General features: G+C 59.3%; 18 protein-coding genes, 3 tRNA genes and 1 pseudogene. 4 read left to right on the plus strand and 18 right to left on the minus strand.

The genetic code is table 11. The features are described 5' to 3' along the window. Positions 1-130: 130 nt before the first annotated feature. From RAE07_RS03055 to rplJ, 11 genes are all read right to left on the minus strand, one after another. A complete protein-coding gene (locus RAE07_RS03055) occupies positions 131-682 on the minus strand; it encodes a nucleoside/nucleotide kinase family protein (RefSeq protein ID WP_023027806.1) in 552 nt (183 codons plus the stop codon). Positions 683-708: 26 nt separating this feature from the next. After that, positions 709-1,479, minus strand: coding sequence for an energy-coupling factor transporter transmembrane component T family protein (locus RAE07_RS03060; protein ID WP_284835643.1), 771 nt, complete (start codon positions 1,477-1,479; stop codon positions 709-711). Then, positions 1,472-2,899 carry an ABC transporter ATP-binding protein gene (locus RAE07_RS03065; protein ID WP_284835574.1) on the minus strand — a complete coding sequence of 476 codons (1,428 nt, stop codon included), beginning with the start codon at positions 2,897-2,899 and terminating at the stop codon, positions 1,472-1,474. The genes RAE07_RS03060 and RAE07_RS03065 overlap by 8 nt, the downstream gene beginning before the upstream one ends. A gap of 14 nt (positions 2,900-2,913) precedes the next feature. Further along, a complete protein-coding gene (locus RAE07_RS03070; protein WP_200288279.1) occupies positions 2,914-3,525 on the minus strand; it encodes an ECF transporter S component in 612 nt (203 codons plus the stop codon). A gap of 291 nt (positions 3,526-3,816) precedes the next feature. Next, a complete protein-coding gene (locus RAE07_RS03075; protein WP_317001314.1) occupies positions 3,817-7,812 on the minus strand; it encodes a DNA-directed RNA polymerase subunit beta' in 3,996 nt (1,331 codons plus the stop codon). A 107-nt stretch (positions 7,813-7,919) separates the two neighbouring features. Beyond that, positions 7,920-11,414, minus strand: a complete 3,495-nt coding sequence (gene rpoB / locus RAE07_RS03080; protein ID WP_317001316.1) for a DNA-directed RNA polymerase subunit beta — start codon at positions 11,412-11,414, stop codon at positions 7,920-7,922. 384 nt (positions 11,415-11,798) lie between these two features. Continuing rightward, positions 11,799-12,815, minus strand: a complete 1,017-nt coding sequence (gene pgfA / locus RAE07_RS03085) for a cell envelope lipid trafficking protein PgfA (protein ID WP_239204677.1) — start codon at positions 12,813-12,815, stop codon at positions 11,799-11,801. 72 nt (positions 12,816-12,887) lie between these two features. Further along, positions 12,888-13,220, minus strand: a complete 333-nt coding sequence (locus tag RAE07_RS03090) for a HigA family addiction module antitoxin (RefSeq protein ID WP_023020529.1) — start codon at positions 13,218-13,220, stop codon at positions 12,888-12,890. Beyond that, positions 13,195-13,476: a type II toxin-antitoxin system RelE/ParE family toxin gene (locus tag RAE07_RS03095; RefSeq protein WP_200288284.1), complete on the minus strand. Its 282-nt coding sequence runs from the start codon at positions 13,474-13,476 to the stop codon at positions 13,195-13,197. Before RAE07_RS03095 ends, RAE07_RS03090 begins: the two co-directional genes overlap by 26 nt. A 143-nt stretch (positions 13,477-13,619) precedes the next feature. Further along, positions 13,620-14,009, minus strand: coding sequence for a 50S ribosomal protein L7/L12 (gene rplL, locus RAE07_RS03100; protein ID WP_005322882.1), 390 nt, complete (start codon positions 14,007-14,009; stop codon positions 13,620-13,622). Positions 14,010-14,097: 88 nt separating this feature from the next. After that, positions 14,098-14,619 (minus strand): 50S ribosomal protein L10, encoded by a 522-nt coding sequence (rplJ, locus tag RAE07_RS03105; protein ID WP_317001319.1) that lies wholly within the window; start codon positions 14,617-14,619, stop codon positions 14,098-14,100. A 313-nt stretch (positions 14,620-14,932) separates the two neighbouring features. Between rplJ and RAE07_RS11970 the strand changes: the two are divergent. The 4 genes and pseudogenes from RAE07_RS11970 to RAE07_RS03130 all read left to right on the plus strand — a co-directional run bounded on the left by RAE07_RS11970 (position 14,933) and on the right by RAE07_RS03130 (position 19,969). After that, positions 14,933-16,237 (plus strand): annotated as a pseudogene (locus RAE07_RS11970) (cryptochrome/photolyase family protein). A 32-nt stretch (positions 16,238-16,269) separates the two neighbouring features. After that, positions 16,270-17,286 (plus strand): pyridoxal-phosphate dependent enzyme, encoded by a 1,017-nt coding sequence (locus RAE07_RS03120; RefSeq protein ID WP_317001323.1) that lies wholly within the window; start codon positions 16,270-16,272, stop codon positions 17,284-17,286. Continuing rightward, complete coding sequence (locus tag RAE07_RS03125) at positions 17,283-18,584, plus strand: FAD/NAD(P)-binding protein (RefSeq protein ID WP_317001324.1); 1,302 nt, start codon at positions 17,283-17,285, stop codon at positions 18,582-18,584. Before RAE07_RS03120 ends, RAE07_RS03125 begins: the two co-directional genes overlap by 4 nt. Further along, a complete protein-coding gene (locus RAE07_RS03130) occupies positions 18,581-19,969 on the plus strand; it encodes a type III PLP-dependent enzyme domain-containing protein (protein WP_317001325.1) in 1,389 nt (462 codons plus the stop codon). Before RAE07_RS03125 ends, RAE07_RS03130 begins: the two co-directional genes overlap by 4 nt. Positions 19,970-20,054: 85 nt before the next feature. Here the strand turns inward: RAE07_RS03130 and rplA are convergent, their stop codons facing one another. The 7 genes from rplA to RAE07_RS03165 all read right to left on the minus strand — a co-directional run bounded on the left by rplA (position 20,055) and on the right by RAE07_RS03165 (position 23,455). Continuing rightward, positions 20,055-20,759, minus strand: a complete 705-nt coding sequence (rplA, locus tag RAE07_RS03135) for a 50S ribosomal protein L1 (RefSeq protein ID WP_005322897.1) — start codon at positions 20,757-20,759, stop codon at positions 20,055-20,057. Positions 20,760-20,827: 68 nt separating this feature from the next. Further along, on the minus strand, positions 20,828-21,271 hold the full coding sequence (gene rplK, locus RAE07_RS03140; RefSeq protein ID WP_005327961.1) for a 50S ribosomal protein L11: 444 nt from the start codon (positions 21,269-21,271) through the stop codon (positions 20,828-20,830). Between the two features lie 172 nt (positions 21,272-21,443). Next, positions 21,444-22,376 (minus strand): transcription termination/antitermination protein NusG, encoded by a 933-nt coding sequence (gene nusG / locus RAE07_RS03145; RefSeq protein ID WP_317001326.1) that lies wholly within the window; start codon positions 22,374-22,376, stop codon positions 21,444-21,446. Positions 22,377-22,502: 126 nt separating this feature from the next. Beyond that, the gene (gene secE, locus RAE07_RS03150; protein WP_023020522.1) at positions 22,503-22,835 is read right to left on the minus strand and encodes a preprotein translocase subunit SecE; all 333 of its coding nucleotides are present in this window, start codon (positions 22,833-22,835) and stop codon (positions 22,503-22,505) included. 223 nt (positions 22,836-23,058) lie between these two features. Further along, positions 23,059-23,131 (minus strand) — tRNA-Trp (locus RAE07_RS03155). Positions 23,132-23,270: 139 nt separating this feature from the next. Continuing rightward, positions 23,271-23,342: transfer RNA gene (locus RAE07_RS03160), tRNA-Met, on the minus strand. A gap of 37 nt (positions 23,343-23,379) precedes the next feature. Then, positions 23,380-23,455: transfer RNA gene (locus RAE07_RS03165), tRNA-Thr, on the minus strand. Positions 23,456-23,524 lie beyond the last annotated feature (69 nt).

Consider the following 23,524-nt stretch of genomic DNA (forward strand, 5'->3'; position numbering starts at 1 on the left):
TCCCAAGGTCGGTGCCTTGTTAAGGATCAGACTCTTCACCGCGCGCCAGCAAGGCACGCATAGTGAACTGCCGTTTAGACTAGCAAACCGATCACGCTTTATACAAAACGCGATCGGCACCTTCTTCCTGCTAGGACCATTCCCAAACTAAATCAGCCTCAGCAGCCTTGGTGGCAAAGTAGTCCTTTTCCTGTGCTTCCCAGGTTTCAAACCACTGCTCGTAGTCGGGCTCGCGGGCGATGGCGCGTTCGCGGCGTTGGTCCCGGGGGCCGTCGATAAGCACGCTAACTACCGTTCCCCTCTCCTTTGCGGCTGCGATATTGGCCGGGGTTACGGAGCCCACCCCTTCCACGATGAGATCATCGCGCACGTCGAGGCTAGCCCAGTCTCCAGGGCTGTCCGCCTCCCAATCCCAGCGCCAATAGCCGGGATTCATGGTGCGCAATACCTGTTCTGCCACCATGTCAGAGCCCTTGTCCAGGCCGTGCCAGCCGGGGTAGAACTCATCGAGGTGTACCACGCGCCAGTTGGTGCGCTCGGCCAGCGCGGCGGAAGTCCAGGTTTTTCCGGCACCCGAAGGGCCGTCGATAAGCACGGTCACTGGCTTGAAGGCACGCTTTCTGGCTGCCGCCAGCTTGACGACGTCCTCTAAAAGGCGCTCTTGTTGGCTATCAAAGTCCATGGTCGCTCAATCACTGCTTTCGCGGTTTATAGGCCGAAGAATCTCCAGGCCCCAGTGAGTACCGAAACTACCACCGGTACAAAAGCGAGGACAGTACCTAGGGCCATAATCCACCCATCACGGGCATGCAACCGGGAGGGACGCGCCCATGTACGTGCCCCTCCTCCCGGTGGTGTTCGGCCGAATCCGCGCGCTTCCATAGCCGTGGCCAATTTGCCACCGCGGCGCAGCGCGATGACCAATAGCCCGAAGGACATAGTAAGCAGATGCTTCAGCTTGCCGACGTCCGTCAGCCCCCTCGCCCTGCGCGCCATCCCCAGCGACTGCCAATCAGATTGAAAAAGCGTCATCATGCGCACACCGGCCACTGCACCAATGACAAAACGCGACGGCAGCTTCAAGATCTGCGAGAGAGCATCACCCAGCTCCGTAGGGTCGATATCACGGGCGAGCACCACCATGGGCAAAGCTACGGCAAAGACGCGCAACGTAATAGCGATGGCCAGGCTAAGGGAATTTTCGGTGACATGAATAAGCCCCCAGTGGAAGTATTCGGTGCCGCTGGGTTCACCATAAAGCAGCATTGAAATGCCGGAAATCGGGGCGACCAAGAAGAGGAACCATCCGGCCTTAAAGACTCGCGCCCACGATACCCCGCATAACGGGGCGAAAATCAGAGTAAGCACTAACGATACCGCTGCCGAAACCCAGTCAATGGACGCTAAAATGGGAGTGACCCAGATAAACATCATAAACACTCGGGTGAGCGGATTGGCTCCGCGCAAAAGGTTAGGCACCATCCACCTCCACATGATGATCCCCTAAAGCCTGGATAAACAAAGGATCGTGGGTGATGGAGGCAACGGTGGTGCCACCATCGGCTAGCTCGCGTAGCAAGCGCACCAGCTCCACAAAGGTCTGCGGGTCCTGTCCAAAAGTAGGCTCGTCAAGGAGTACCACCTCAGGTGACGTTACCAACGCAGTAGCTACTGAAAGGCGGCGCTTCTCGCCTCCAGAAAGCGTGAAGGGATTAGCCTCCAAAAGGTGCTCTAGGCGCAGGGAATCCACCAATTGGGCTATGCGCTCTTCTGGCGGTTTTACTCGCATGACCTTTGGCGCGACGCGCAGCTCTTCCGCTACGGTGCGCGAAACGAACTGGTGCTCCGGGTTTTGGAATACGAATCCAATGCGGTCTGCCAACTCACGAGACTTCCACCGAATCGGTGGCCCCTTGACCCCGCGGCGCACAAAGTCTGCCACTCCGATCTCGCCGGATATGGCCGGCAGCAAGCCCGCCATGGTCATTAACCATGTTGATTTTCCTGCACCATTGGGACCTGTAATCACAGTCGAAGCGCCCGCCGGCAGAGAAATCGTGCGCGGTGGGCCGAAGCGAGTAACCAAATCCTTACTCCAGAGTGCAGCGTCGCCTTCCCCAGCTGCACCATCGCCCAACTCGCGCGCCTGGGGGAGCCCTTCGACACGGCGGCGCCGTGCTACCTGCTCAAAGGGACCATCGGCCACGATGCGCCCATGCGCAATTTCCACGGCACGGTCAAGCAATCCTTCCCATGCCGTATGCTGGTGTTCTACCACCACAAGGGTAGCCCCAGTCTCTTCTACCAGTGCAGAAACGGCGCGAACCACATCGCGTGCGCCGGCAGGGTCAAGATTGGCAGTGGGCTCATCTAGCAGCACCACACCGGCGCCCATAGCGATTACACCCGCTAAAGCAAGGCGTTGCTTTTGCCCACCAGACAGGCGCTCGGTGGGAAAATCCATATCCACGAACGGGCCGACCAGATCCTTGGCCGCGGCTACGCGGCGCCAAATCTCTTCCCTCGGATACGCTAGGTTCTCGCAGCCGAAGGCAATATCGTCTCCCACCCGAGCTGAGATAACCTGCGAATCCGGGTCTTGTAATACCAGCCCTACGGGAATGGAATGTCCCGGTTCTTCCACTGCGCCAGTGGAATCTTCCAAGAGGATCTCTCCGGTGCGGGTTCCCTCTTCATCGGAACCCAGTACCCCGGCTATAGCAGCTAGGAAGGTGGATTTTCCGGATCCAGAGTCGCCGCAAAGCAATACCCGCTCGCCCGGTTCAATAACCAGGTCAATATCAGCTAACGCTGGCTGGGTGCGCCCGGCATGCGTCCAGCCAAAACCGCGGGCGGTAATTTTTGTGGGCCTTCCCGCCAGAGTGGAAAAGTCAGTCACAGTGCCAATACGCCCTAAGCGCGCTGTTCGCGGCCTGCGGCGAAACGATCCAAAGCGCCTGTCTTCGCTAGCGCCTTCACCACGAAAAAGCCCAAAGCACCGGCGAGGATCGCACCGGAGATAGTCAGCGTAACCAAATAAATCATTTGGAACTCGAAGGAGCGAGCCAAGTTACCGGAAAGGAATAGCTCGAGAATAAAAGCACCCCAGCCAGCCGCCATGCCGGCTAATACCGAAACTCCAAAGCCAAACCTGCGGTACAGGAAGATAGCCAAGATGATTTCCACGCCTAGCCCTTGTGCCAAGCCGGAATACAGGGTTTCAATGCCCCACTGGGAACCCAGCACTGCGGACACAGTGGCCGCTAGGACCTCAACGTATACAGCTGCACCTGGCTTGCGGATGATAAGGCCACCCAGCACGCCACCAATGAGCCAAATGCCGGTGGCTATACCGCCCAAGCCCGGGGTAATAGCATCCATAGCTTGGAACCAGGCATAGCCCACTGCGTTCCAACCCAAGAATACGAAGCCGCAAGCTACACCCAGAACAGATGCAACCACGATATCGACCACGCGCCAATTCAAACTGCGCTTCGGGGCAGCGGACGCACGTGTAGTAGACATAATTTTCCTCCCTCTCGCCGGCATTATCCGGATCAGGTTCTACGGTTCACCGCGCATGTGGCGGCATCTCAGCCAGTCTCGGCTACACAATGGCAGCTGACAAGCACCCGTGATGTGTGCATTTTTCAACTACTTAGGCAGCGCTCCCCTAAAGGCGCCTTGCCAAAAGCTGCATTCATACTAGCAGAGCAGTTTAGCGGTACACCCTAAACATGGAAACAGCCCCGCCTTCCTGTCATTCAGAAAGGCGGGGCCATCAATATCCCGCGTTAACGCAGATTCAGCTGCACCCTAGAAAGTGAAGTCCTCATCCAGCGGCACGGAGGCACCGGTGAACTCACCGAAGCCGTCATCGCCATAGATGGAATCGCCGTAAGTCGGAATCGAGTATGCAGCGTTGCGCGCAGCCTCGGTCGGCTTGACGGAAATATTGCGGTAGCGGGAAATACCCGTACCGGCCGGGATGAGCTTACCGATAATCACGTTCTCCTTGAGACCGATGAGCTTATCGGAGCGCTTATTAATAGCGGCGTCGGTAAGCACACGCGTGGTCTCCTGGAACGATGCAGCAGACAACCAGGACTCGGTAGCCAAGGAAGCCTTGGTAATACCCATGATCTCCGAGCGCAGCTGAGCCGGCTCGCCACCTTCTGCAACCTGAGCAGCATTGAGCTGCTTAGCCTCAGAAAGGTCGATGAGGTTACCCGGCAACAAGTCCGTAGTACCCGCATCAATGACGGTACCGCGGCGCAGCATCTGGCGGATGATGATCTCGATGTGCTTATCGTGGATAGCCACACCCTGGGTACGGTACACAGCCTGCACCTCGTTGATGAGGTGCTGCTCCACGCCACGGCGGCCGAGGACCTCGAGCACGTCGTGCGGGTCAGCCGCACCGCGCATCAGGCGGTCTCCGGTCTCGACGTGGTCGCCGTCCTTGAGGGAACGCTCGATCATCGCATCCGGGTTGGACTCCATCGGGCGACGGACCTGAGCCAGGCCCTGACGCTTGGAGAGCTTCTCATAGACCACATCATCAGAACCGTCATCCGGGGTGATGGTCAGGGTCCAGAAGTTGCCCTCATCGGACAGGGATACGGTGCCGTCAACGGAAGCGATAGGAGCGCGGTTCTTCGGGTTACGGGCCTCGAAAAGCTCCTGAACACGCGGGAGACCGCCGGTAATATCGCCACCGACACCACCCTGGTGGAACGTACGCATGGTCAGCTGGGTGCCCGGCTCACCAATGGACTGTGCCGCCACGATGCCGACGGCCTCGCCGATATCGACCAGCTGGCCGGAAGCCATGGACTTGCCGTAGCACTTGGCACACACGCCAGCCGGGGTCTGGCAGGTCAGCACGGAGCGAACCTTGACCTCAGTAACCTTGGCGTCCAACAGCTTCTGGGTGAGTGCCTCGGTGAGGTCGGAGCCGGCCTCAGCCACGACCTCGCCATTGTCGTCCTTGACATCGGTCGCGAGAACGCGGCCGGATGCGGAGGTCTCCCACAGCTCGGAGAGAACCACCTTGTCGCCGGAAACCTCGCCGATGGGGACGCGAACGCCCTGGCGGGTGCCACAGTCCTCTTCGCGGACGATGACGTCCTGGGCCACGTCCACCAGACGACGGGTGAGGTAGCCGGAGTCAGCGGTACGCAGCGCGGTATCGGCCAGACCCTTACGGGAACCGTGGGAGTTGTTGAAGTACTCCAGCACGGACAGGCCTTCACGGAAGGAGGTCTTAATCGGACGGGTGATGTAATCACCGTGCGAGTTCACAACCATGCCCTTCATACCGGCCAGCGTCCAGATCTGACGCATGTTACCGGCCGCACCAGACTTCACAATCATCGGAATCGGGTTGTGGTCAGGGTACATGTTCTCGACGGCCTCACCGACGGTATCGGTAGCGTCCTTCCACAGCTCAACCAGGCGATCGTAGCGCTCGCGCTCGGTCAGAGCACCCTGCTCCCAGTACTTACGCTCGATGCGCTCTGCTTCCTTCTCATAAGACTCGAGGATCTCGGTCTTATTCGGCAGAACCAGAACGTCAGACATAGTGATGGTCACGCCAGAACGGGTTGCCCAGTAGAAGCCGGCATCCTTCATGTTGTCCAGCACCTGAGCCACGGTGATCATCGGGTACTTATTGGCCAAGTCATTGACCACGTCACCGATGAGGACCTTGTTGCCAGAGCCGCCGCCCTTACGGACCATGATGCCCTCGAGGTACGGGTAGTTCCATGGCAACAACTCGTTGAACATGACGCGGCCAATGGTGGTGTAGCCCATCCATGCCTGGCCCTTGGTCCAGCCATCCGGGAACTGCTCCTCCTCGATCTCCTTCGGCGGACGAAGGTGATCGATGCGGACCTTGATCGGGGCCTGCAGGCCAACGGCGCCGCGGTCATAGGCCATGAGGGCCTCGGCGTAGGAGGAGTAAACGCCGGTTGCTGGCTTGTCCTCTTCTGCCTCGCGGAAGCGGCCGTTGCCACCGATCTCGTCCTCGGACTTGTCCATCGTCAGGTAGTACAGACCGGTAACCATATCCAGACGCGGCATAGCCAGTGGCTTACCGGATGCCGGGGACAGAATGTTATTGGACGCCAGCATCAAGACGCGGGCCTCAGCCTGTGCCTCAGCGGACAGCGGCAGGTGGACTGCCATCTGGTCACCGTCGAAGTCGGCGTTGAACGCCTCACAAGCCAGCGGGTGCAGCTGAATAGCCTTACCCTCAACCAGCTTCGGCTCGAAGGCCTGAATGCCCAGGCGGTGCAGCGTAGGTGCACGGTTGAGCATCACAGGGTGCTCAGAAATGGCCTGCTCCAGAACGTCCCACACCTCTGGGCGCTGGCGCTCAACCATGCGCTTGGCGGACTTGATGTTCTGGGCATAGTCGTTTTCTACCAAGCGCTTCATGACGAACGGCTTGAATAGCTCGAGCGCCATGAGCTTCGGCAGACCACACTCGTGCAACTTCAGCTGCGGTCCAACGATAATAACGGAACGGCCGGAGTAGTCCACGCGCTTACCCAGCAGGTTCTGGCGGAAGCGGCCCTGCTTGCCCTTGAGCAAGTCAGACAGAGACTTCAGCGGACGGTTGCCCGGGCCGGTAACCGGACGGCCGCGGCGGCCGTTATCGAAGAGTGCGTCCACAGACTCCTGCAGCATGCGCTTCTCGTTGTTCACGATGATCTCTGGAGCGCCCAGGTCGATCATGCGCTTCAAACGGTTATTGCGGTTGATCACGCGGCGGTAGAGGTCATTCAGGTCGGAGGTAGCAAAGCGGCCACCGTCCAGCTGCACCATTGGGCGCAGCTCTGGCGGGATAACCGGGATGGCATCCAACACCATGCCGGCCGGATCGTTGCCGGAGCGCAGGAAGGCAGCAACGACCTTCAGGCGCTTGAGGGCACGCATCTTCTTCTGGCCCTTGCCATTGTTGATGATCTCGCGCAGCTCCTCGGCCTCAGCCTCGAGGTCGAAGTTGCGGACCAGGGTCTGGATGGCTTCTGCGCCCATGCCGCCGGTGAAGTAATCCTCGTAGCGGTCAACCAGCTCTTCGTAGATGGTCTCATCGATGATCATCTGCTTTGGAGCCAGCTTGATGAAGGTATTCCAGATTTCATCCAGGCGGGCGATTTCGCGCTCGCCACGCTCGCGGATGTGCTGCATTTCCTTATCGGCAGCGTTCTTTACCTTCTTACGGGCATCGGCCTTGGCACCGGCTGCTTCCAGCTCAGCCAGGTCAGACTCCAGCTTGGAGGCGCGCTCTGCGATCTCGGACTCGGTATCGTCCTCAACGTCCTTCTTCTCCAGGAGCATTTCTGCTTCCAGGGTGGACTGATCGTTGTGGCGAGCCTCTTCATCCACGGAGGTGATGATATTGGCGGCGAAGTAAATGATGCGCTCGAGATCCTTCGGAGCCAGGTCCAGCAGGTAGCCCAAGCGGGACGGAACGCCCTTGAAGTACCAGATGTGGGTTACCGGAGCGGCCAGCTCAATGTGGCCCATGCGCTCACGGCGAACCTTGGACTTGGTGACCTCAACGCCACAGCGCTCACAGATGATGCCCTTGTAGCGGACGCGCTTGTACTTACCACAAGCGCACTCCCAGTCACGGGTGGGGCCGAAGATGCGCTCACAGAAGAGGCCGTCCTTCTCCGGCTTCAGAGTGCGGTAGTTAATGGTCTCAGGCTTTTTGACCTCGCCCTTGGACCAGCGACGAATATCGTCTGCGGTAGCCAGACCGATGCGGAGCTCGTCGAAGAGATTTACGTCAAACACGTAATGTCTCCCTTTCATCCTCGTTGTCGAGGAATTGATGGCTTTGTATGAATGGAACGTTTACGCCCTACCACGGGGACTTACCCCGCGGTGGACCAAGAAACTAATTAGGCGATGTCAGCGGAAGAGCCCTCATCGCGGGACAGGTTAATGCCAAGCGATGGGCTATCCATGTCATCGTCATCAGAGCCAGACAGCTCCATCGGCGTGCCGTCGGTGGAAAGAACTTCCACGTTCAAGCACAGGGACTGCAGCTCCTTGAGCAACACCTTGAAGGACTCAGGGATGCCCGGATCTGGAATATTGTCGCCCTTAACAATGGCTTCGTAGACCTTCACGCGGCCGACGACGTCATCGGACTTGATGGTCAGCAGCTCCTGCAGGGTGTAGGCAGCGCCGTATGCCTGCATTGCCCACACCTCCATCTCGCCGAAGCGCTGGCCACCGAACTGGGCCTTACCACCCAGCGGCTGCTGGGTAATCATGGAGTAAGGACCGGTGGAACGGGCGTGAATCTTCTCATCGACCAAGTGGTGCAGCTTGAGCATGTACATGTAGCCAACCGAAATTGGGTACTTGTACGGTTCGCCCGAGCGGCCGTCGAAAAGCGTGGCCTTGCCGTGCTCATCCACCAGCACATCGCCGTCGCGGTTAGGACGGGAGGAAGCCAGCAGGCGCTCGATCTCGTGATTGGTAGCACCGTCGAAGACCGGGGTCGCGGTCAAGGAATCCGCAGGAACGTCATAGAGCTCCTCCGGCAGGGTCTTGAGCAGCTCGGCGTTCTTCGGATCCTCGGTGTCAACCTTCCAGCCGGCGTGTGCCAACCAGCCCAGGTGAACCTCGAGGACCTGGCCGATGTTCATACGACGTGGCACACCGTGGGTGTTCAGCAGGATGTCTACCGGGGTGCCGTCTTCCATGAACGGCATATCCTCTGGCGGCAGAATCTTGCCCACAACACCCTTGTTGCCGTGGCGGCCGGCCATCTTATCGCCGTCCTGGATCTTGCGCTTCTGGGCCACGTAGACGCGAGTCATCTCGTTGACGCCAGGGGCCAGATCGTCATCATCATCGCGGGAGAAGCGGGCAACGCCAATGACCTTGCCTACCTCACCGTGCGGCACCTTCATGGAGGTATCGCGAACCTCGCGGGCCTTTTCACCGAAGATGGCGCGCAGCAGGCGCTCCTCCGGGGTCAGCTCGGTCTCGCCCTTCGGGGTGACCTTACCCACCAGGATGTCGCCGGCGCGGACGTCGGCACCGATGCGGATGATGCCGCGCTCGTCCAGATCGCTCAAGACGTCTTCAGAGACGTTCGGAATCTCGCGGGTGATTTCCTCCGCGCCCAGCTTGGTATCGCGAGCATCGATCTCGTGCTCTTCGATGTGGACGGAGGTCAAGATATCCTCTTCCACGATGCGCTGGTTGAGGATGATGGCGTCCTCGTAGTTGTGGCCTTCCCACGGCATGAAGGCAACCAGCAGGTTGCGGCCGAGGGACATCTCACCATTGTGGGTACCAGGACCATCGGCCAGAACCTGGCCGGCCTCTACGCGCTCGCCCATAGAAACCAGCGGGGTCTGGTTGTAGTTGGTGCCCTGGTTGGTGCGCTCGAACTTACGCAGGATGTAGGTGTCGCGCTGGCCCTCATCATCCATGATGGTGATGACATCAGCGGTGACGTTTTCTACCACACCGGCCTTCGGGGTGATAACAACGTCGCCAGCGTCATAAGCAGCGCGCTGCTCCATGCCGGTACCTACCAGCGGAGCCTCGGAGCGAACCAGCGGCACGGCCTGCTTCTGCATGTTCGCACCCATCAGGGCACGGTTAGCATCGTCGTGCTCCAAGAACGGAATCATGGCGGTACCCACGGACACCATCTGGCGCGGGGACACGTCAACGTAGTCCACACCAGAGGCATCAGTAAGTCCGATATCGCCGTCCTTCAGGCGGACCTCAATGCGCTCGCTAGTGAGGTTGCCCTCTGCGTCTTGCTCGACCTCGGCCTGAGCAATAGCGAAGCGATCCTCTTCATCGGCGGTGAGGTACTCCACCTGGTCGGTAATCTTGCCGTCCACAACCTTGCGGTACGGGGTCTCGATGAAGCCAAAGGCATTCACGCGGGCATAGGAAGCCAGCGCGCCAATCAGGCCAATGTTCGGACCCTCAGGAGTCTCAATCGGGCACATGCGGCCGTAGTGAGAAGCGTGAACGTCTCGCACCTCAATGCCGGCGCGCTCACGGGACAGACCGCCCGGGCCCAGCGCGGACAGGCGGCGCTTGTGGGTCAGGCCGGACAGCGAGTTGTTGTGGTCCATGAACTGGGACAGCTGCGAGGTGCCGAAGAACTCGCGGATAGCAGCAGAGACCGGGCGCACGTTAATCAGGGAGGTCGGAGTGATGGACTCCGCATCCTGGGTGGTCATGCGCTCGCGCACAACGCGCTCCATGCGGGACAGACCCACACGGACCTGATTCTGGATGAGCTCGCCTACGGTGCGCAGGCGGCGGTTACCAAAGTGGTCGATGTCATCCGTGTGCAAGGAGATCATCTCGCCGTTTGGCGCCTTCATCTCGCGCTCGCCTACGTGCAGGCGGACCAGGTACTCGAGGGTGACGGCAATGTCTTCCTCGGTCAGGGTCATCAGACCATCGTGGTCGCCGCCCAGACCCAGCTTGCGGTTGACCTTGTAGCGGCCGACCTTTGCCAGGTCGTAGCGCTTCGCACGGAAGAAGGAGTTATCCAACAAGGACTGTGCCAATTCACGGGTTGGCTGCTCGCCTGGGCGCTGCTTGCGGTAAATCTCCAGCAATGCCTCGTCGGTATTTGCCACACCATCAGATTCCAGGGTGGACATCATAAGCTCGGAGAAGCCGAAGCGATCCTTGATCTGCTCCTCGCTCCAGCCCAGTGCCTTAAGCAGCACGGTAACCGGCTGGCGGCGCTTGCGGTCAATGCGCACGCCGACGGTATCGCGCTTGTCGACGTCGAACTCCAACCATGCACCGCGGGAAGGAATAACCTTCACGGAGTGCAGCGGACGCTCGGTGGACTTATCGATCGAGCGATCGAAGTACACGCCCGGGGAGCGCACCAGCTGAGAGACGACGACGCGCTCGGTACCGTTCACGATGAACGTGCCCATATCCGTCATCATCGGGAAATCGCCGATGAAAACGGTCTGCGACTTAATCTCTTGGGTGTCGTTATTGATAAACTCTGCGGTCACGTACAGCGGCGCGGAGTAGTTGATGTCCTTTTCCTTGCACTCATCCACAGTGTTTTTCACCGGTTCAAAGCGCGGCTCCGACAAGGACAGGGACATATTGCCCGAGTAGTCCTCAATCGGCGAGAGCTCTTCGAGGATGTCCTCGAGGCCGCTCGTTACGCGGGCATCATCGCCACGCGCAGCCTGCTCGCGCTCGCGCCATTCCGGCGAGCCGACGAGCCAAGCAAAAGAATCAAGTTGTACGTCAAGGAGACCCGGCAGGGCGATGGGCTCGCTAATTTTTGCAAACGAGTATCGCTTCGGGGCTCCGGGGATATTGGCCACTGACTTGGTCTGGCGGGAGACTGCCAAGATGGGTCCTTCCAGCACCTCACGCGGATTGCCTGCTCGCCCTGGCCGACGAGCCGCAAAACCGCTGGTAATTCTAGCATTCGGTCTGCTGTGGAGTGTCTGGGTTCAGAATGCACAAAATCACCTTGTCAAGTCGGTTTTGCCATCACCGGCCTGAAAGGCTAAATGTGCACCGAAGATCCAGATTCCAGCGCAACGAAATAGCTTATAGGAAAAGACCTGTCATGTAAAGACACACCACAATTGGGGCGTGTCGCTACCACGCTAGGGGGCAAGCTCGTGCTCGCCGCGGCGCTAACGCGTCCATGCCACGACTATGTGCGCGACAACCAGTGAGCACCCTACCACTAAAATCTCTCTATACCGCAACCCTGCCGGCGATTGAGGCTCCTAGCTGCTCTTTTAGCGGCTCACCGGCACCGCGCTTCCACCGTTGTGCGCGTGGTGGCCACGCCGGCGGGCATGCTTATTCTTTCCGCCAAATAATCCCAGCGCACCGATGATTCCTAGTAATGCAAGCAGCGCGCCTACTCCAATGACTATCCAGCGGACAATCTCCGCCACGCGATCGCGCGGGAATTCTGCGGCTTCCTTCAGCAGCTCTTTTTGGTCCTCTTCGGAGGTAGAACCATCAAAGACGAAGGCACGCACGCGGCCCACACCTTCGCGGTCTGCGTAGTAGTCATCGATGTCTACATCCATACCCACCACGAGTCCGGTTTGTTGGTCTACATAGAAGTCACGGTTCCCGGAGTGGGTCAAATACCCCTGTTCCTCGCCGCCGCCCTCCTTGGGCAGGCTGGTGGTATTCCCATCGGCTGCATAAAGCTGCGCTACGTTCGTCGGCTCAATTTCTTGGTGATAACGGTAGACCGTACGGCCATCCATCGTGGTTTCTTCTTCAAAGACTGCATCGACGGCCTTGCGCAGCGTCGGGTCAAAGACTGGATAATTGGTCTTTTCGGCATCCGCGGGGAACTTGAGCCAGTAGCCGTCTATGGTCACCGTGTCTGATGGAGTCGCGAGCGTATGGCTCAACGAGGCCTCCCCCATAGCTTCACCACTCAGGCGGTCCACCGGGTAGGTCCACACCTGGGCCTGGCTCAAGTCGTTTAAGCCTTCGCCCTCGCCGCGCATACGCGTCTCACCGATGCGCACGGTAGCCTTCTCTTCGTCCGAGGGCTCTTGGATATCCATGTTGATCTGGTAAGTCATGGGGCCTGAATACGGCGTGGAACCATCCTTGGACAATTGCTGGGAATCCGCGGAATCATCGTGCAATGTCCAGGTGCTGTTTTTCAGGTTCAGCGGCAGCCGCGGGGAAAAATCCAAAAATGCCGGCGCCACAACACCAGCGGCGATCAACGCGACACCGAAGCCTAGGAGCAGGACGGAAAAAATGCGGGACTTGGGCAGCATGGGGGCTAATTCTACAGCCCTTGGCGGAAATTCCTGGTTTCTACAGGCCACCCCGCCGTGCCGGATTGATTTCTAAGCAGTGTGCTTATTCCAAGCAACGATACTGCTAGTATCCGTGGTTTGGCGCGCGCACCAAAGATCAAACTCTTCCTGCAGTCCCAGCCAAAACTCCGCCGAATTGCCAAAATAGGCAGAGAGACGAAGCGCCATTTCCGCACTAATCCCAATGCGTCCACGGACCAGCTTTGAAATTTGGGATTTGGAGCTAAAAATATCCCTGGCTAAGCGGTATTGAGTAAGTCCGAGCGGCTCCAGAAACTCCTCGCGCAGAACCTCCCCAGGGTGTGGAACGGATATGATATCCGAAGCTTCCTCTCCCTCATTTGTGATAATCGATGAAGTCAACGTCCACAGCTCCTTTCCCTGTCCATCGAAAGACTACTCTCCACTGCGCGTTAACGCGGATGGAATAAAATCCGTCCCACTGCCCTTTCAGCCTCTCCAAACGATTTGCTGGTGGAATCCTTAAATCAGCTAGGGAAACGGACCGGTCAATCATGATGAGTTTGCGGCGCAGGATCTTCCGCAGTTCAGGAGGTACATACTTTGGCGCCTTACCATCTGTGTGAAAGCGCTCTAAGCTATCCCTCCTAAACTCCACAACGCCATGGTGTCATACTTTGACACTATTGGCCATTGCTGCACTCCACGCACTACGCTCGCAAACACAAAACGAGGAAATCCCCAGCTCCCACCGCGTGCAGCGGTAGAAGTGGGGATTTAAAAGCGGAAAGCTCAGTGAAATTACTTGAGCTCGACGGAAGCGCCAGCCTCTTCCAGCTTGGTCTTAGCAGCCTCAGCGTCGTCCTTGGAAGCGCCCTCGAGGATAGCCTTAGGAGCACCCTCGACCATTTCCTTAGCTTCCTTCAGGCCCAGGCCGGAGACGATCTCGCGGACAGCCTTAATAACGCCAATCTTCTTAGCGCCAGCGTCGGTCAGAACGACGTCGAACTCGGTCTTCTCCTCAGCGGCACCAGCGCCGCCCTCAGCCGGAGCGCCAGCTGCAACAGCAGCAACCGGAGCAGCAGCCTCAACGTCGAATACCTCTTCAAATTCCTTAACGAACTCGGACAGTTCGATGAGGGTCATTTCCTTGAAAGCTTCAATGAGCTCGTCCTTGGTGAGCTTAGCCATGATGGCAAGTCCTTTCTGTGTTGTGTGAGCGCTGCACCTACATTAGGCAACGCGCACGGTGTTGTAATTGTGCGTCTTTTGTGACGACTTAAGCTTCTGCTTCCTTCTTGTCCTGCAGGGCTGCGACGGTACGTACAGCCTTGGTTGCAGGAGCGTTGAAGAGAGCGGCTGCCTTCGCCATAGAACCCTTCATAGCGCCAGCCAGCTTTGCGAGGGTGGTCTCGCGGTTGTCCAGCTTGGCGATGGCCTCAACCTGGTCGGCAGACAGTGCGTTGCCGTCCATGTAGCCACCCTTGATGATGAGTGCATTGTTGTCATCAGCGAACTTGGTGATGACCTTCGCAGCATCCACTGCCTCACCCTTGATGAACGCAATTGCGGTCGGGCCAGTCAGCAAATCATCAAGACCTTCGATGCCAGCTTCCTTGGCAGCGATCTTGAAAAGGGTGTTCTTGGCGACGGAGTATTCAACGTCAAATCCCAGATCGTTACGCAGCTCCTGCAGCTGGGATACGGTCAGGCCGCGGTACTCGGTCAATACAACAGAGTTAGCGCCAGCCAGCTTCTCCTTCAGCTCTGCCAGGTCTGCAGTGTTCTTTGGGTTTGCCATTGTCTCTCGCCTCCTTCCAAAACATCTCTTTTATTATTCCGCCGGGACCTTCCTTATTTCGGTTACCCGAAATAACAAAAGCCCCGTGCAAGAGCACAGGGCGCGCGACATAAGAGAATGCCGCGAATAATCGCAAAGTGTCTCCTGCGTGGGCCGCCTCCTAGGATGGAGAACCTTCGATCCAAATGGATGACCAACGGTCTTCGGTGAACTTTGACTCGGCCTGAAGCGGCCGTTCAAACTTCGTGGAAAACACTACCTTCCCACCCACGGTTTCTCCAAATCCCCGTTTTCGCCGCGTAGGATAGCCGACATGACCTGCCTGATGTGGTTTCGCGATGACCTGCGCCTACACGATAACCAGGCCCTTCGCCGCGCGGCCGAAGCCGCCTCGCTTGCAGGCGTTCCCTTGGTCGCCGTCGTGCTCGACGAGCCGGCCTATCCGGGCACCCGCCCACTGGGCGGCGCCACCACGTGGTGGCGCGAGCGCTCCCTTTATGCCCTTGCACACGACCTCGCCGAGCACGGCGTGGAGCTCATTCGCGTCGCCGGTGATGCCCGCGTGGAAATCCCCCGCCTAGCCGCCGAACTCGGCGCCACCACAGTCACGTGGACGCGCCGCTACCACGGCCCGCTGCGCGAGGTTGATGCCGCGGTCAAGGAAAACTTGACTGCTCGTGGCATTACCGCCACTTCTTCACCCGGCTTCACCCTGGTCGAACCCTGGGAGGTTACCAATGGCCAGGGCCAGCCCTATAAGGTCTTTACTCCCTTCTCCAAGACCGCGTCCTCCCAAGTAGCAGGCGATGGGCCGGAGGGGGTGCCGGAGATGGAGGCGTCGGCAAGCATTGCCTGCTCCTGGCCCAAGCCCACCGAGCCAGCGTGGGCCGCATCCCTAGCCGAGCACTGGACGCCCGGAGAGGCCGGAGCGCGGGAGCGCCTAGCCCAGCTGGATCTGGCCAACTACGCCAAGGAACGCGATATTCCCGCGCTCAATGCCACCTCCCTCCTCTCGCCGCACCTGCGCTTTGGCGAGGTCTCCCCGCGCGAGGTGTGGTTCGCCGCAGCCGAAGAGCCGGAGTGCGCCAAATTCCACTCCGAGCTACTGTGGCGTGACTTTGCCTGACATCGCCTCTACCACCTGCCCAACCTTGCTACCGAAAACGTACGGGAAAAATTCGACCGCTTCGATTGGTCCTGGGATGACCCGCGGCTCAAGGATTGGCAGGCCAGCACTACGGGCATTCCGCTTATCGACGCCGGAATGCGCGAGCTATGGGCCACCAGGTATATGCACAACCGCGTACGGATGGTGGTGGGATCCTTCCTCACCAAGAACCTCGGTATCCACTGGCGCCTGGGCGAGGAATGGTTCTGGGACACCTTGGTGGACGCCGATGCCGCCTCCAACCCCTTCAATTGGCAGTGGGTGGCTGGCTGCGGCGATGACGCCGCACCATTTTTCCGCATCTTCAACCCCGAAACCCAGGCCAGGCGCTTCGACCCCGACGGCGAATATGTGCGCCGCTGGGCACCCGCGCTGTTTGGCCCACCCATAGTGGACCTAAAGGAATCGCGCCAAGCCGCCCTCGACGCCTATGCGGAGATCAAGGACTAGGTCGGCGGAAAAGGTGGACGTAAAGGTCTACCATGGGGCCAATGATGAGCCCCAGGATTCATTCTCAAGCGCACCCGCCCATTGGCAACACCCCACTCATGCGAGTGGAGGCGATCAATCCTCGGCCGGATGTCCACCTCTATCTCAAACTCGAACAGTTCAACCTCGGTGGTTCTGCCAAAGACCGTACCGCCCGAGCACTAATCCAGGCGGCCCTTGCCGCCGGTGATATCCGCCCAGGGTCGACGTTGGTGGAATCTTCCTCCGGCAACCTGGGCATGGCTCTAGCTCGTCAGGCCCCACTGCTGGGGATGAAGTTCCACTGCGTGGTGGATCCGCGCGTCAACGCCTCCACGGTGGCCACCATGCGCGCCTATGGCGCACACGTGGAATTGCTCGACCACCCAGATCCCGAAACCGGCGATTGGCTCACCGCCCGCCGCACCCGCGTGGCCGAGCTATTGGAAGAGATCCCTGATTCTTTCAACCTCAACCAGTATTCCAATGAAGCCGCCTTCCACGCCCACGCGGAGGGCACAATGACTGAGATCCTGGATCAACTCGGGCAGGCACCCAGCCATGTGCTCGTAGCAATGAGTACCACCGGAACCCTTGGCGGCTGTGTCCGCAAACTTTCCGAGGTGGGAGCCAGTACCCAAACAATCGGCGTTGATGCAGAAGGCTCCGTACTTTTCGGCGGTGAGCGTGGCACCCGCATGCTGCCCGGCTATGGCGCAGGTATCGTGACCGACCTATCCACCAAATTTTCGCCCTCCTCCGTCGAGCGGGTCCCCGATCTCGAGGCCATCGTGGCCGCCCGCAGGCTCGCCCGGGCCGAGGGTTTGCTGCCGGGTGCTTCCGGCGGTGCTGTTATCGCAGCCTTCCAGCGCCTCGCCCCCTCCCTGCCGGCGGGGGCGGAGGTGGTTGCCGTGCTACACGACGCCGGCCAGCCTTACTTAGACACTATCTATAACGATTCCTGGGTATGCGAAAACTTCGGCATTTCACCTGCCGAACTTGCCGCGCGCAGCGAAGGGACGGCGCAGTGACTTCCGCTAAGCCTGCCCGACGCATTGCCATCATCGGAGGCGGTCCGCGCGGTCTCTGGGCCGTAGAGGAACTCATCGAGCGCGCCCGCATCCCCATCGATGTCACGGTCTTCGACCCGTATCCGGCCGGTTCAGGCGCTGTCTACCGCCCGCAGCAGCCACCGCACTGGCGCCTCAACGTCAACTGCGCCATCGTCACCACCGCCCACGATAATTTCAACGATTGGCGGGCCCGCCGCGGTGGGGACACCACCGATGCCTTCCCACCGCGCGCCGAAGTGGGCCAATTCCTCGCCGATACCTGGTCCGCCGCGTTGCAGCGCGCGCCGGCGCACGTTGGCATCCGCCACTTGCCGCACCGCGTGAGCGAAGTGCGTAATGACGGAGAAGGCTTCGTGGTCGACGGCACCCCCTTCGACGACGTCCTAGTCTGCACCGGCCACGACCATTTGCATGCTGGTTCCTTGGTCCACGAAACTTCGCGTGTGCCCGTCACCGGTCTCTATTTCGGAGCCGACCTCCCTAGCGCTCCACGGCGAATCGGCGTGCGCGGTGCCGCCTTAAGCTTTATCGATGTATGCCTGCTTTATGGCGATACCGCCGACGTCATTTATCCGGTGAGCCGCAGCGGGCGATTCATGGAGGTAAAGCCCTCTCCGGAGGCACCGCTGCCGGAGGTTTCGACGCGGTGGCGGCAGGCCTGTGCGCACATCACTAACGCCGCAGACTTGCGCGAGATCCTCATCGGGGCCGCAGCCGAGTTCGGTGACTTCTCTAGTGCGGAACTAACAGCCATTATTGATGGTCAGGATTTCACCGGCGATGCGCTCGCTGAGCTCGAGGCTTCCCTACGTGCGGCCGAGGGCACTGGTCCCCTGACCCCGGCCGCGGCGGTGGGCGCGGCTTTTCGTGGGGTCTTCCAAGACTGCGTCGATTGGCACCAGGCGCACGGCCGAATGCCAGGGTTCCGCGAGCTCTCACGCACCCTCGAGCGGGTGGCCTTTGGCCCGCCACCAGTCACAGCCAGGCGTCTGCTCGAGCTCATCCACTCCGGGGTGGTGGATACCCAGTATCTAGGCACTCCTGAGCAGATAGATTCCTGGCGGGAGAAGGGCGGCGTGGACCTGCTTATCGACGCCACTGTGGCTCCCCAAGCCACCCCCTCCCCCTTCCATAACGTTCCTGGTGTGGTGGAAATTGGCCGCATGAATGAGCTCTCTCTGCCTGGGCATGACTCTCTTAACCGTTTAGTACACGATGACATCCCCCGCTGGGCGGAGAAAGTAGGAAACCCATGACCACCCCTCCCGTTGCCCCACTGCCGGTCCATGGCACCGTCCCGCTGCGTGCCCGATGGGAGCAGTGGATGCAAGAGCTCGTGGAGAACCCGCAAGACGTTAGCGCACTCACCTCGCGCTATGGTTCTCCGGTAAACGTGCTTAATCCCGCGCCACTGCGCCACAATGCCCAAGAGCTACTAGACGCCGGTGCTTCGCACGACGTGAAAACTCGGGTATTTTTCGCCCGCAAAGCCAATAAGGCGCTGTGCTTTGTTGATGCCGCTCGCGAGAGCGGACTCGGCGTGGATGTAGCCAGTGAGAACGAGCTACGCCAAGTGCTCGAGCGCGATGTAGCCCCAGAGCGCATCATCCTCAGCGCTGCTATCAAAAGCGATGGTTTGCTCCGCCTCGCGATTTCACGTGGCGTTACTATATCGTGCGATTCTCGCGCAGAATGCGGCCGCATCGCCGCAATCGCGCGAGCTTTAGAAACCACCGCCCGCGTGGCGCCGCGCCTTGCTCCAGATCCAGACGCCTTACCACCGACCCGCTTCGGGGAAAGGCTACCTGCATGGCAGAAAGCGGAGTGGCCCGCGGAGCTTCGTGCCGTGGGCGTCCACGTCCATCTGCATGGCTATAGCGAGGCCGACCGCCGCACCGCCCTTGCAGAGGCCATTGCTCTAGCCGAGCACCTACGCGCAAAGAACCAACCCGCTAATTTCATCGATATCGGCGGCGGCGTGCCCATGAGCTATTTAGAATCCCGCGAGCAGTGGGAAAACTACACAGCGCGTATCTCCACGCAACGCGCTGGTACCGGTGACCCCTTTACCTGGAAATCGGATCCGCTCTCCAATACTTACCCATTCTGGCAGGAACCGACGCGCGGTCAGTGGCTGAACCAACTTCTCTCCGGTGAGGTCCCCGGCTACGGCAACGCCGGTGGTGCCCTGCGCGAGCGGGACATCGCCCTCCATCTAGAACCGGGCCGCAGCCTCCTCGACGGCTGTGGTGTCATCCTCGCCGATGTGAGCTTTCTCAAAGAACGTTCTGATGGCCTGCCCCTTATCGGTGTGGCGATGAATCGCACGCAGTGCCGGACCGCCGCGGATGACATCCTGCTAGACCCCCTCCTCGTGCCTACAGCCGGTTCAGCAAAGGAGGTCTCCCGCGAGCGACGTACCGGCTTTGTAGTCGGTGCCTACTGCATTGAAGACGAGGTGATTCTGCGCCGCGAACTGGACTTTCCAGCGGGCATTGCCGTAGGAGATACCCTCGCCATTCCCAACACGGCCGGATATTTTATGCACATCCTCGAGTCTGCTTCGCACCAGATCCCCTTGGCTCGAAACGTCTACTACGACGGCGGCGAATGGGTGCCAGACGATATTGACGCCACATAACTACTAGTGGCTCGAGATATAGAAAAAGGGCTTCGAGGAATTGCCTCGAAGCCCTTTAGCCTTAAACGCAGTGCGTCAGAACTGCTTAAGCGGTGTAATCCTTGACCACGGAACCGTCAACCGGGATGCCCGGGCCGGAGGTGGTGGAGATGGTAGCGCGCTTGATGTAGATGCCCTTAGCGGAAGAAGGCTTCAGGCGCTGGATCTCATCCATGAGTGCGCCGTAGTTCTCAGCCAGCTTCTCTGCATCGAAGGAAGCCTTGCCGATGATGGCGTGCAGGTTAGCAGCCTTATCAACGCGGAAGGAGATCTTGCCGCCCTTAACCTCAGAGATTGCCTTAGCAACGTCTGCGGTAACGGTGCCGGTCTTCGGGTTCGGCATCAGACCACGTGGGCCCAAGACGCGGGCAACGCGGCCAACCTTGGCCATCTGATCCGGGGTAGCGATAGCAACGTCGAAGTCGATGTTGCCCTCGTTGATCTGCTCGATCAATTCAGCGGTGCCGACGATGTCAGCGCCAGCTTCCTGAGCGGCGGTAGCCTTCTCGCCCTCAGCGAAGACAGCAACGCGAACGTCCTTACCGGTGCCATTAGGCAGGGAAACGGTGCCGCGAACCAGCTGGTCAGCCTTGCGCGGGTCAACGCCCAAACGGAAGACAACATCAACGGTGGCGTCGAAGTTCTTGGAGGAGGTCTCCTTAGCCAGCTTGGTGGCCTCGATCGGACGGTACAGGCGGGACTTATCTACCAGTTCCGCAGCGGCCTTATAAGCCTTAGACTTGGTGCTCATTTAACAATTCCTTTTCTGGATTGGTGTGGTGTTCGGCGGGCCGTAGCTGGCCCTACCACATAAAGTTTTTACTTCTCCGGTGCGCCATCAACGGTGATGCCCATGGAGCGGGCGGTACCGGCGATGATGCGAGCGCCGTTCTCGATGTCACGTGCGTTCAGGTCCGCAAACTTGGTCTCTGCGATTTCCTTGCACTGGTCCCAAGACACAGAGCCGACCTTGTCGGTGTGTGGAACGCCGGAGCCCTTCTTGATGCCAGCGGCCTTCAGCAGCAGCTTAGCTGCCGGCGGGGTCTTCAGCTTGAAGTCGAAGGAACGGTCCTCGTAGACGGTGATCTCAACCGGAACCACGTTGCCACGCTGGTTCTCGGTAGCGGCGTTATAAGCCTTGCAGAATTCCATGATGTTGACGCCGTGGGCACCGAGTGCTGGGCCAACTGGCGGTGCCGGGTTAGCGGCGCCTGCCTCGATCTGCAGCTTGATGAAGCCAGATACCTTCTTCTTAGGAGCCATCGAATTACCTCTTTCCTGTGTTACCGGGATAGCCGCCACGATGAATAACGGGATCCCGTCCGGATGCTCACCTTCAGTGGGCCACCGGAGGATGAAACGTTTTTCTTATACGCACGCCAAAGGCGCACGGCGTTCCAGTTTAGACCACCGTGCGCCCTGCACAAAATCACTTTTAGGAGATGCGCTCGATCTCGGTCGGCGACAACTCCACTGGGGTCTCGCGGCCAAAGATGGATACCAAGCCCTGCATCTTGCCGGTCTCTGGGTCGATCTCGGAAATGGTGGCGGAGACTGCGGCCAGCGGGCCGGACAGGATGGTCACTGCCTCGCCTACCTCGAAGTCGTGGGCGTACTTCTTTGCCACTTCCTTTTCTGGCATGGCCACGACCTGCTCGCCCTCAGCCTCATTCGGGGCGGCATCGCCCTTGGTGGACGGTGCTTCGTTCGGCATCAGGAATTTAGCCACATCGCGGGTCTTCACTGGGGTGGCGTTGCCCTCGTTACCCACGAAGGAGGTTACACCAGGGGTTTCGCGGATGACGGACCAAGCGGCGTCATTGAGTTCGGCGCGGACGAGGACGTAGCCCGGCAGCAGCTTGCGCTTCACAATCTTCTTCTTGCCGTCCTTGTTCTCGAGCACCTGCTCAATAGGAACGACAACCTCAAAGATAGAGTCCTCCACCTCAAGGGTCTGGGCACGCATGTCCAGATTGGTCTTTACCTTGTTTTCGTAGCCGGAGTAGCACTGAATGATGTACCACTGGCCCGGCTGCTTCTTCAGCTCGCGGGTAAACGCACGCAGGCGCTTGCGGTAGGCGGCGTCTTCGGACTCATCCTCGCCAGCCTCTGGAGCTGCGGCCTCTGCCGCGCCCTCGGCGTCGGCCGCTGCCGATTCCGCTCCCGGTGCCTCGGCTGCCTCCGCAGACTCACCTGCAGCGTCGGTGGACTCTGCTGCTTCTTCTACTGCGGCCGCGCTTGGGGTAGCGTCCTCCTGCTGTGCTTCTTCAACGGAGCTAGCGTGCTCTGCCGCCTGCTCCTGCACGTTGGCCTGCATAGCCTCCTCTAGGGAGGTGCCTACGGTTTCGACGTTATTCTCGTCGCTCATGATTCTTACTCCAAAAATTCCTCGGCGCGTTGCGTAGGACTAGCCTACCCGCCCGCGTATGGGCAAAAAGTATCCCGCCGTTCCTTCAGTGGAAACAGCGGGATAAAAGATTATGCGGCTATCTTACTAATCAGAGAGAACCTGCTCAACTCCGAGACCGGCCAGAGCGTCCACACCCCACACCAAAACGGTCATGACGATGAGGAAGGCAAAGGTAATGAGGGTGTACTGCAGCATCTCCTTAGCGGTCGGCCACACCACTTTCTTCATCTCAGTTGCCACCTCGCCAGGGAAAGCGGCTACGCCACCACCTGGGGTGTCATCGTGATTCTTATCCTCTACGCGGACGACGTGCTTATCGGCGTAGTCCGCGGAGGACGTGGTAGCCGCACCAGAGAGCTGACGCTTACCGGTCGGGCGCGGTGCACCCGAATTCTTCGGCTGCTGCTCATCGCTCACAGCTAACCCTCCTTGGGAACTAAATCTAATAGGGCGCTTAACGCGCACCTCCATAACTTTGTCAACCCTAGCAAAGCTTGCACTGCATGAAAAGCTGACCACCGCATTTATAAGACGTGGCCTTGGATACATTGGGCGAGCACACCGGCGAGCAAGGCTCGACCGGGAAAATATGGCATGAACAAACCCCGCCACCTGAAATCAAGTGACGGGGTTTACTGTGCAGGGGCGACAGGACTCGAACCTGCAACCTACGGTTTTGGAGACCGTTGCGCTACCAATTGCGCCACGCCCCTATTCTTTTATCTCTTAATGCCTCAGCATCAAGCGTTGAAGACCTTACCAGAGCCATAGTTCCAATCTGAAACCAGGCGGGTCTGCAAAGCCTTCAGCGCGGTAATAAAAAAGCGCCCTGCGGGCGCCTTTCTTTCCCGGTAGCGATGGCGAGAATTGAACTCGCGACACAGCGATTATGAGTCGCTTGCTCTACCACTGAGCTACACCGCCATATTCACCTTGGAGAATTTCTTCCTCCGAACATGAATGGAGCCCCCTGACAGAATCGAACTGTCGACCTTTTCCTTACCATGGAAACGCTCTGCCGACTGAGCTAAGGGGGCACATCCTAGCGTTGAACACATCGCTATTTCGTTGTGCTCTCCGTTGCGGACTCCAATAATCTAACCCGC

The sequence above is a fragment of the Corynebacterium nasorum genome, assembly GCF_032821635.1.
Taxonomy (GTDB): domain Bacteria; phylum Actinomycetota; class Actinomycetes; order Mycobacteriales; family Mycobacteriaceae; genus Corynebacterium; species Corynebacterium kefirresidentii.

Bases quoted from the DNA above. Each gene is read 5' to 3' on its own strand.
- RAE07_RS03055 (WP_023027806.1), bottom strand. From the start codon at position 682: ATGGACTTTGATAGCCAACAAGAGCGCCTTTTAGAGGACGTCGTCAAG.
- RAE07_RS03070 (WP_200288279.1), bottom strand. From the start codon at position 3,525: ATGTCTACTACACGTGCGTCCGCTGCCCCGAAGCGCAGTTTGAATTGG.
- pgfA (WP_239204677.1), bottom strand. From the start codon at position 12,815: ATGCTGCCCAAGTCCCGCATTTTTTCCGTCCTGCTCCTAGGCTTCGGT.
- rplL (WP_005322882.1), bottom strand. From the start codon at position 14,009: ATGGCTAAGCTCACCAAGGACGAGCTCATTGAAGCTTTCAAGGAAATG.
- rplJ (WP_317001319.1), bottom strand. From the start codon at position 14,619: ATGGCAAACCCAAAGAACACTGCAGACCTGGCAGAGCTGAAGGAGAAG.
- RAE07_RS03120 (WP_317001323.1), top strand. From the start codon at position 16,270: ATGGGGCCAATGATGAGCCCCAGGATTCATTCTCAAGCGCACCCGCCC.
- RAE07_RS03130 (WP_317001325.1), top strand. From the start codon at position 18,581: ATGACCACCCCTCCCGTTGCCCCACTGCCGGTCCATGGCACCGTCCCG.
- rplA (WP_005322897.1), bottom strand. From the start codon at position 20,759: ATGAGCACCAAGTCTAAGGCTTATAAGGCCGCTGCGGAACTGGTAGAT.
- rplK (WP_005327961.1), bottom strand. From the start codon at position 21,271: ATGGCTCCTAAGAAGAAGGTATCTGGCTTCATCAAGCTGCAGATCGAG.
- nusG (WP_317001326.1), bottom strand. From the start codon at position 22,376: ATGAGCGACGAGAATAACGTCGAAACCGTAGGCACCTCCCTAGAGGAG.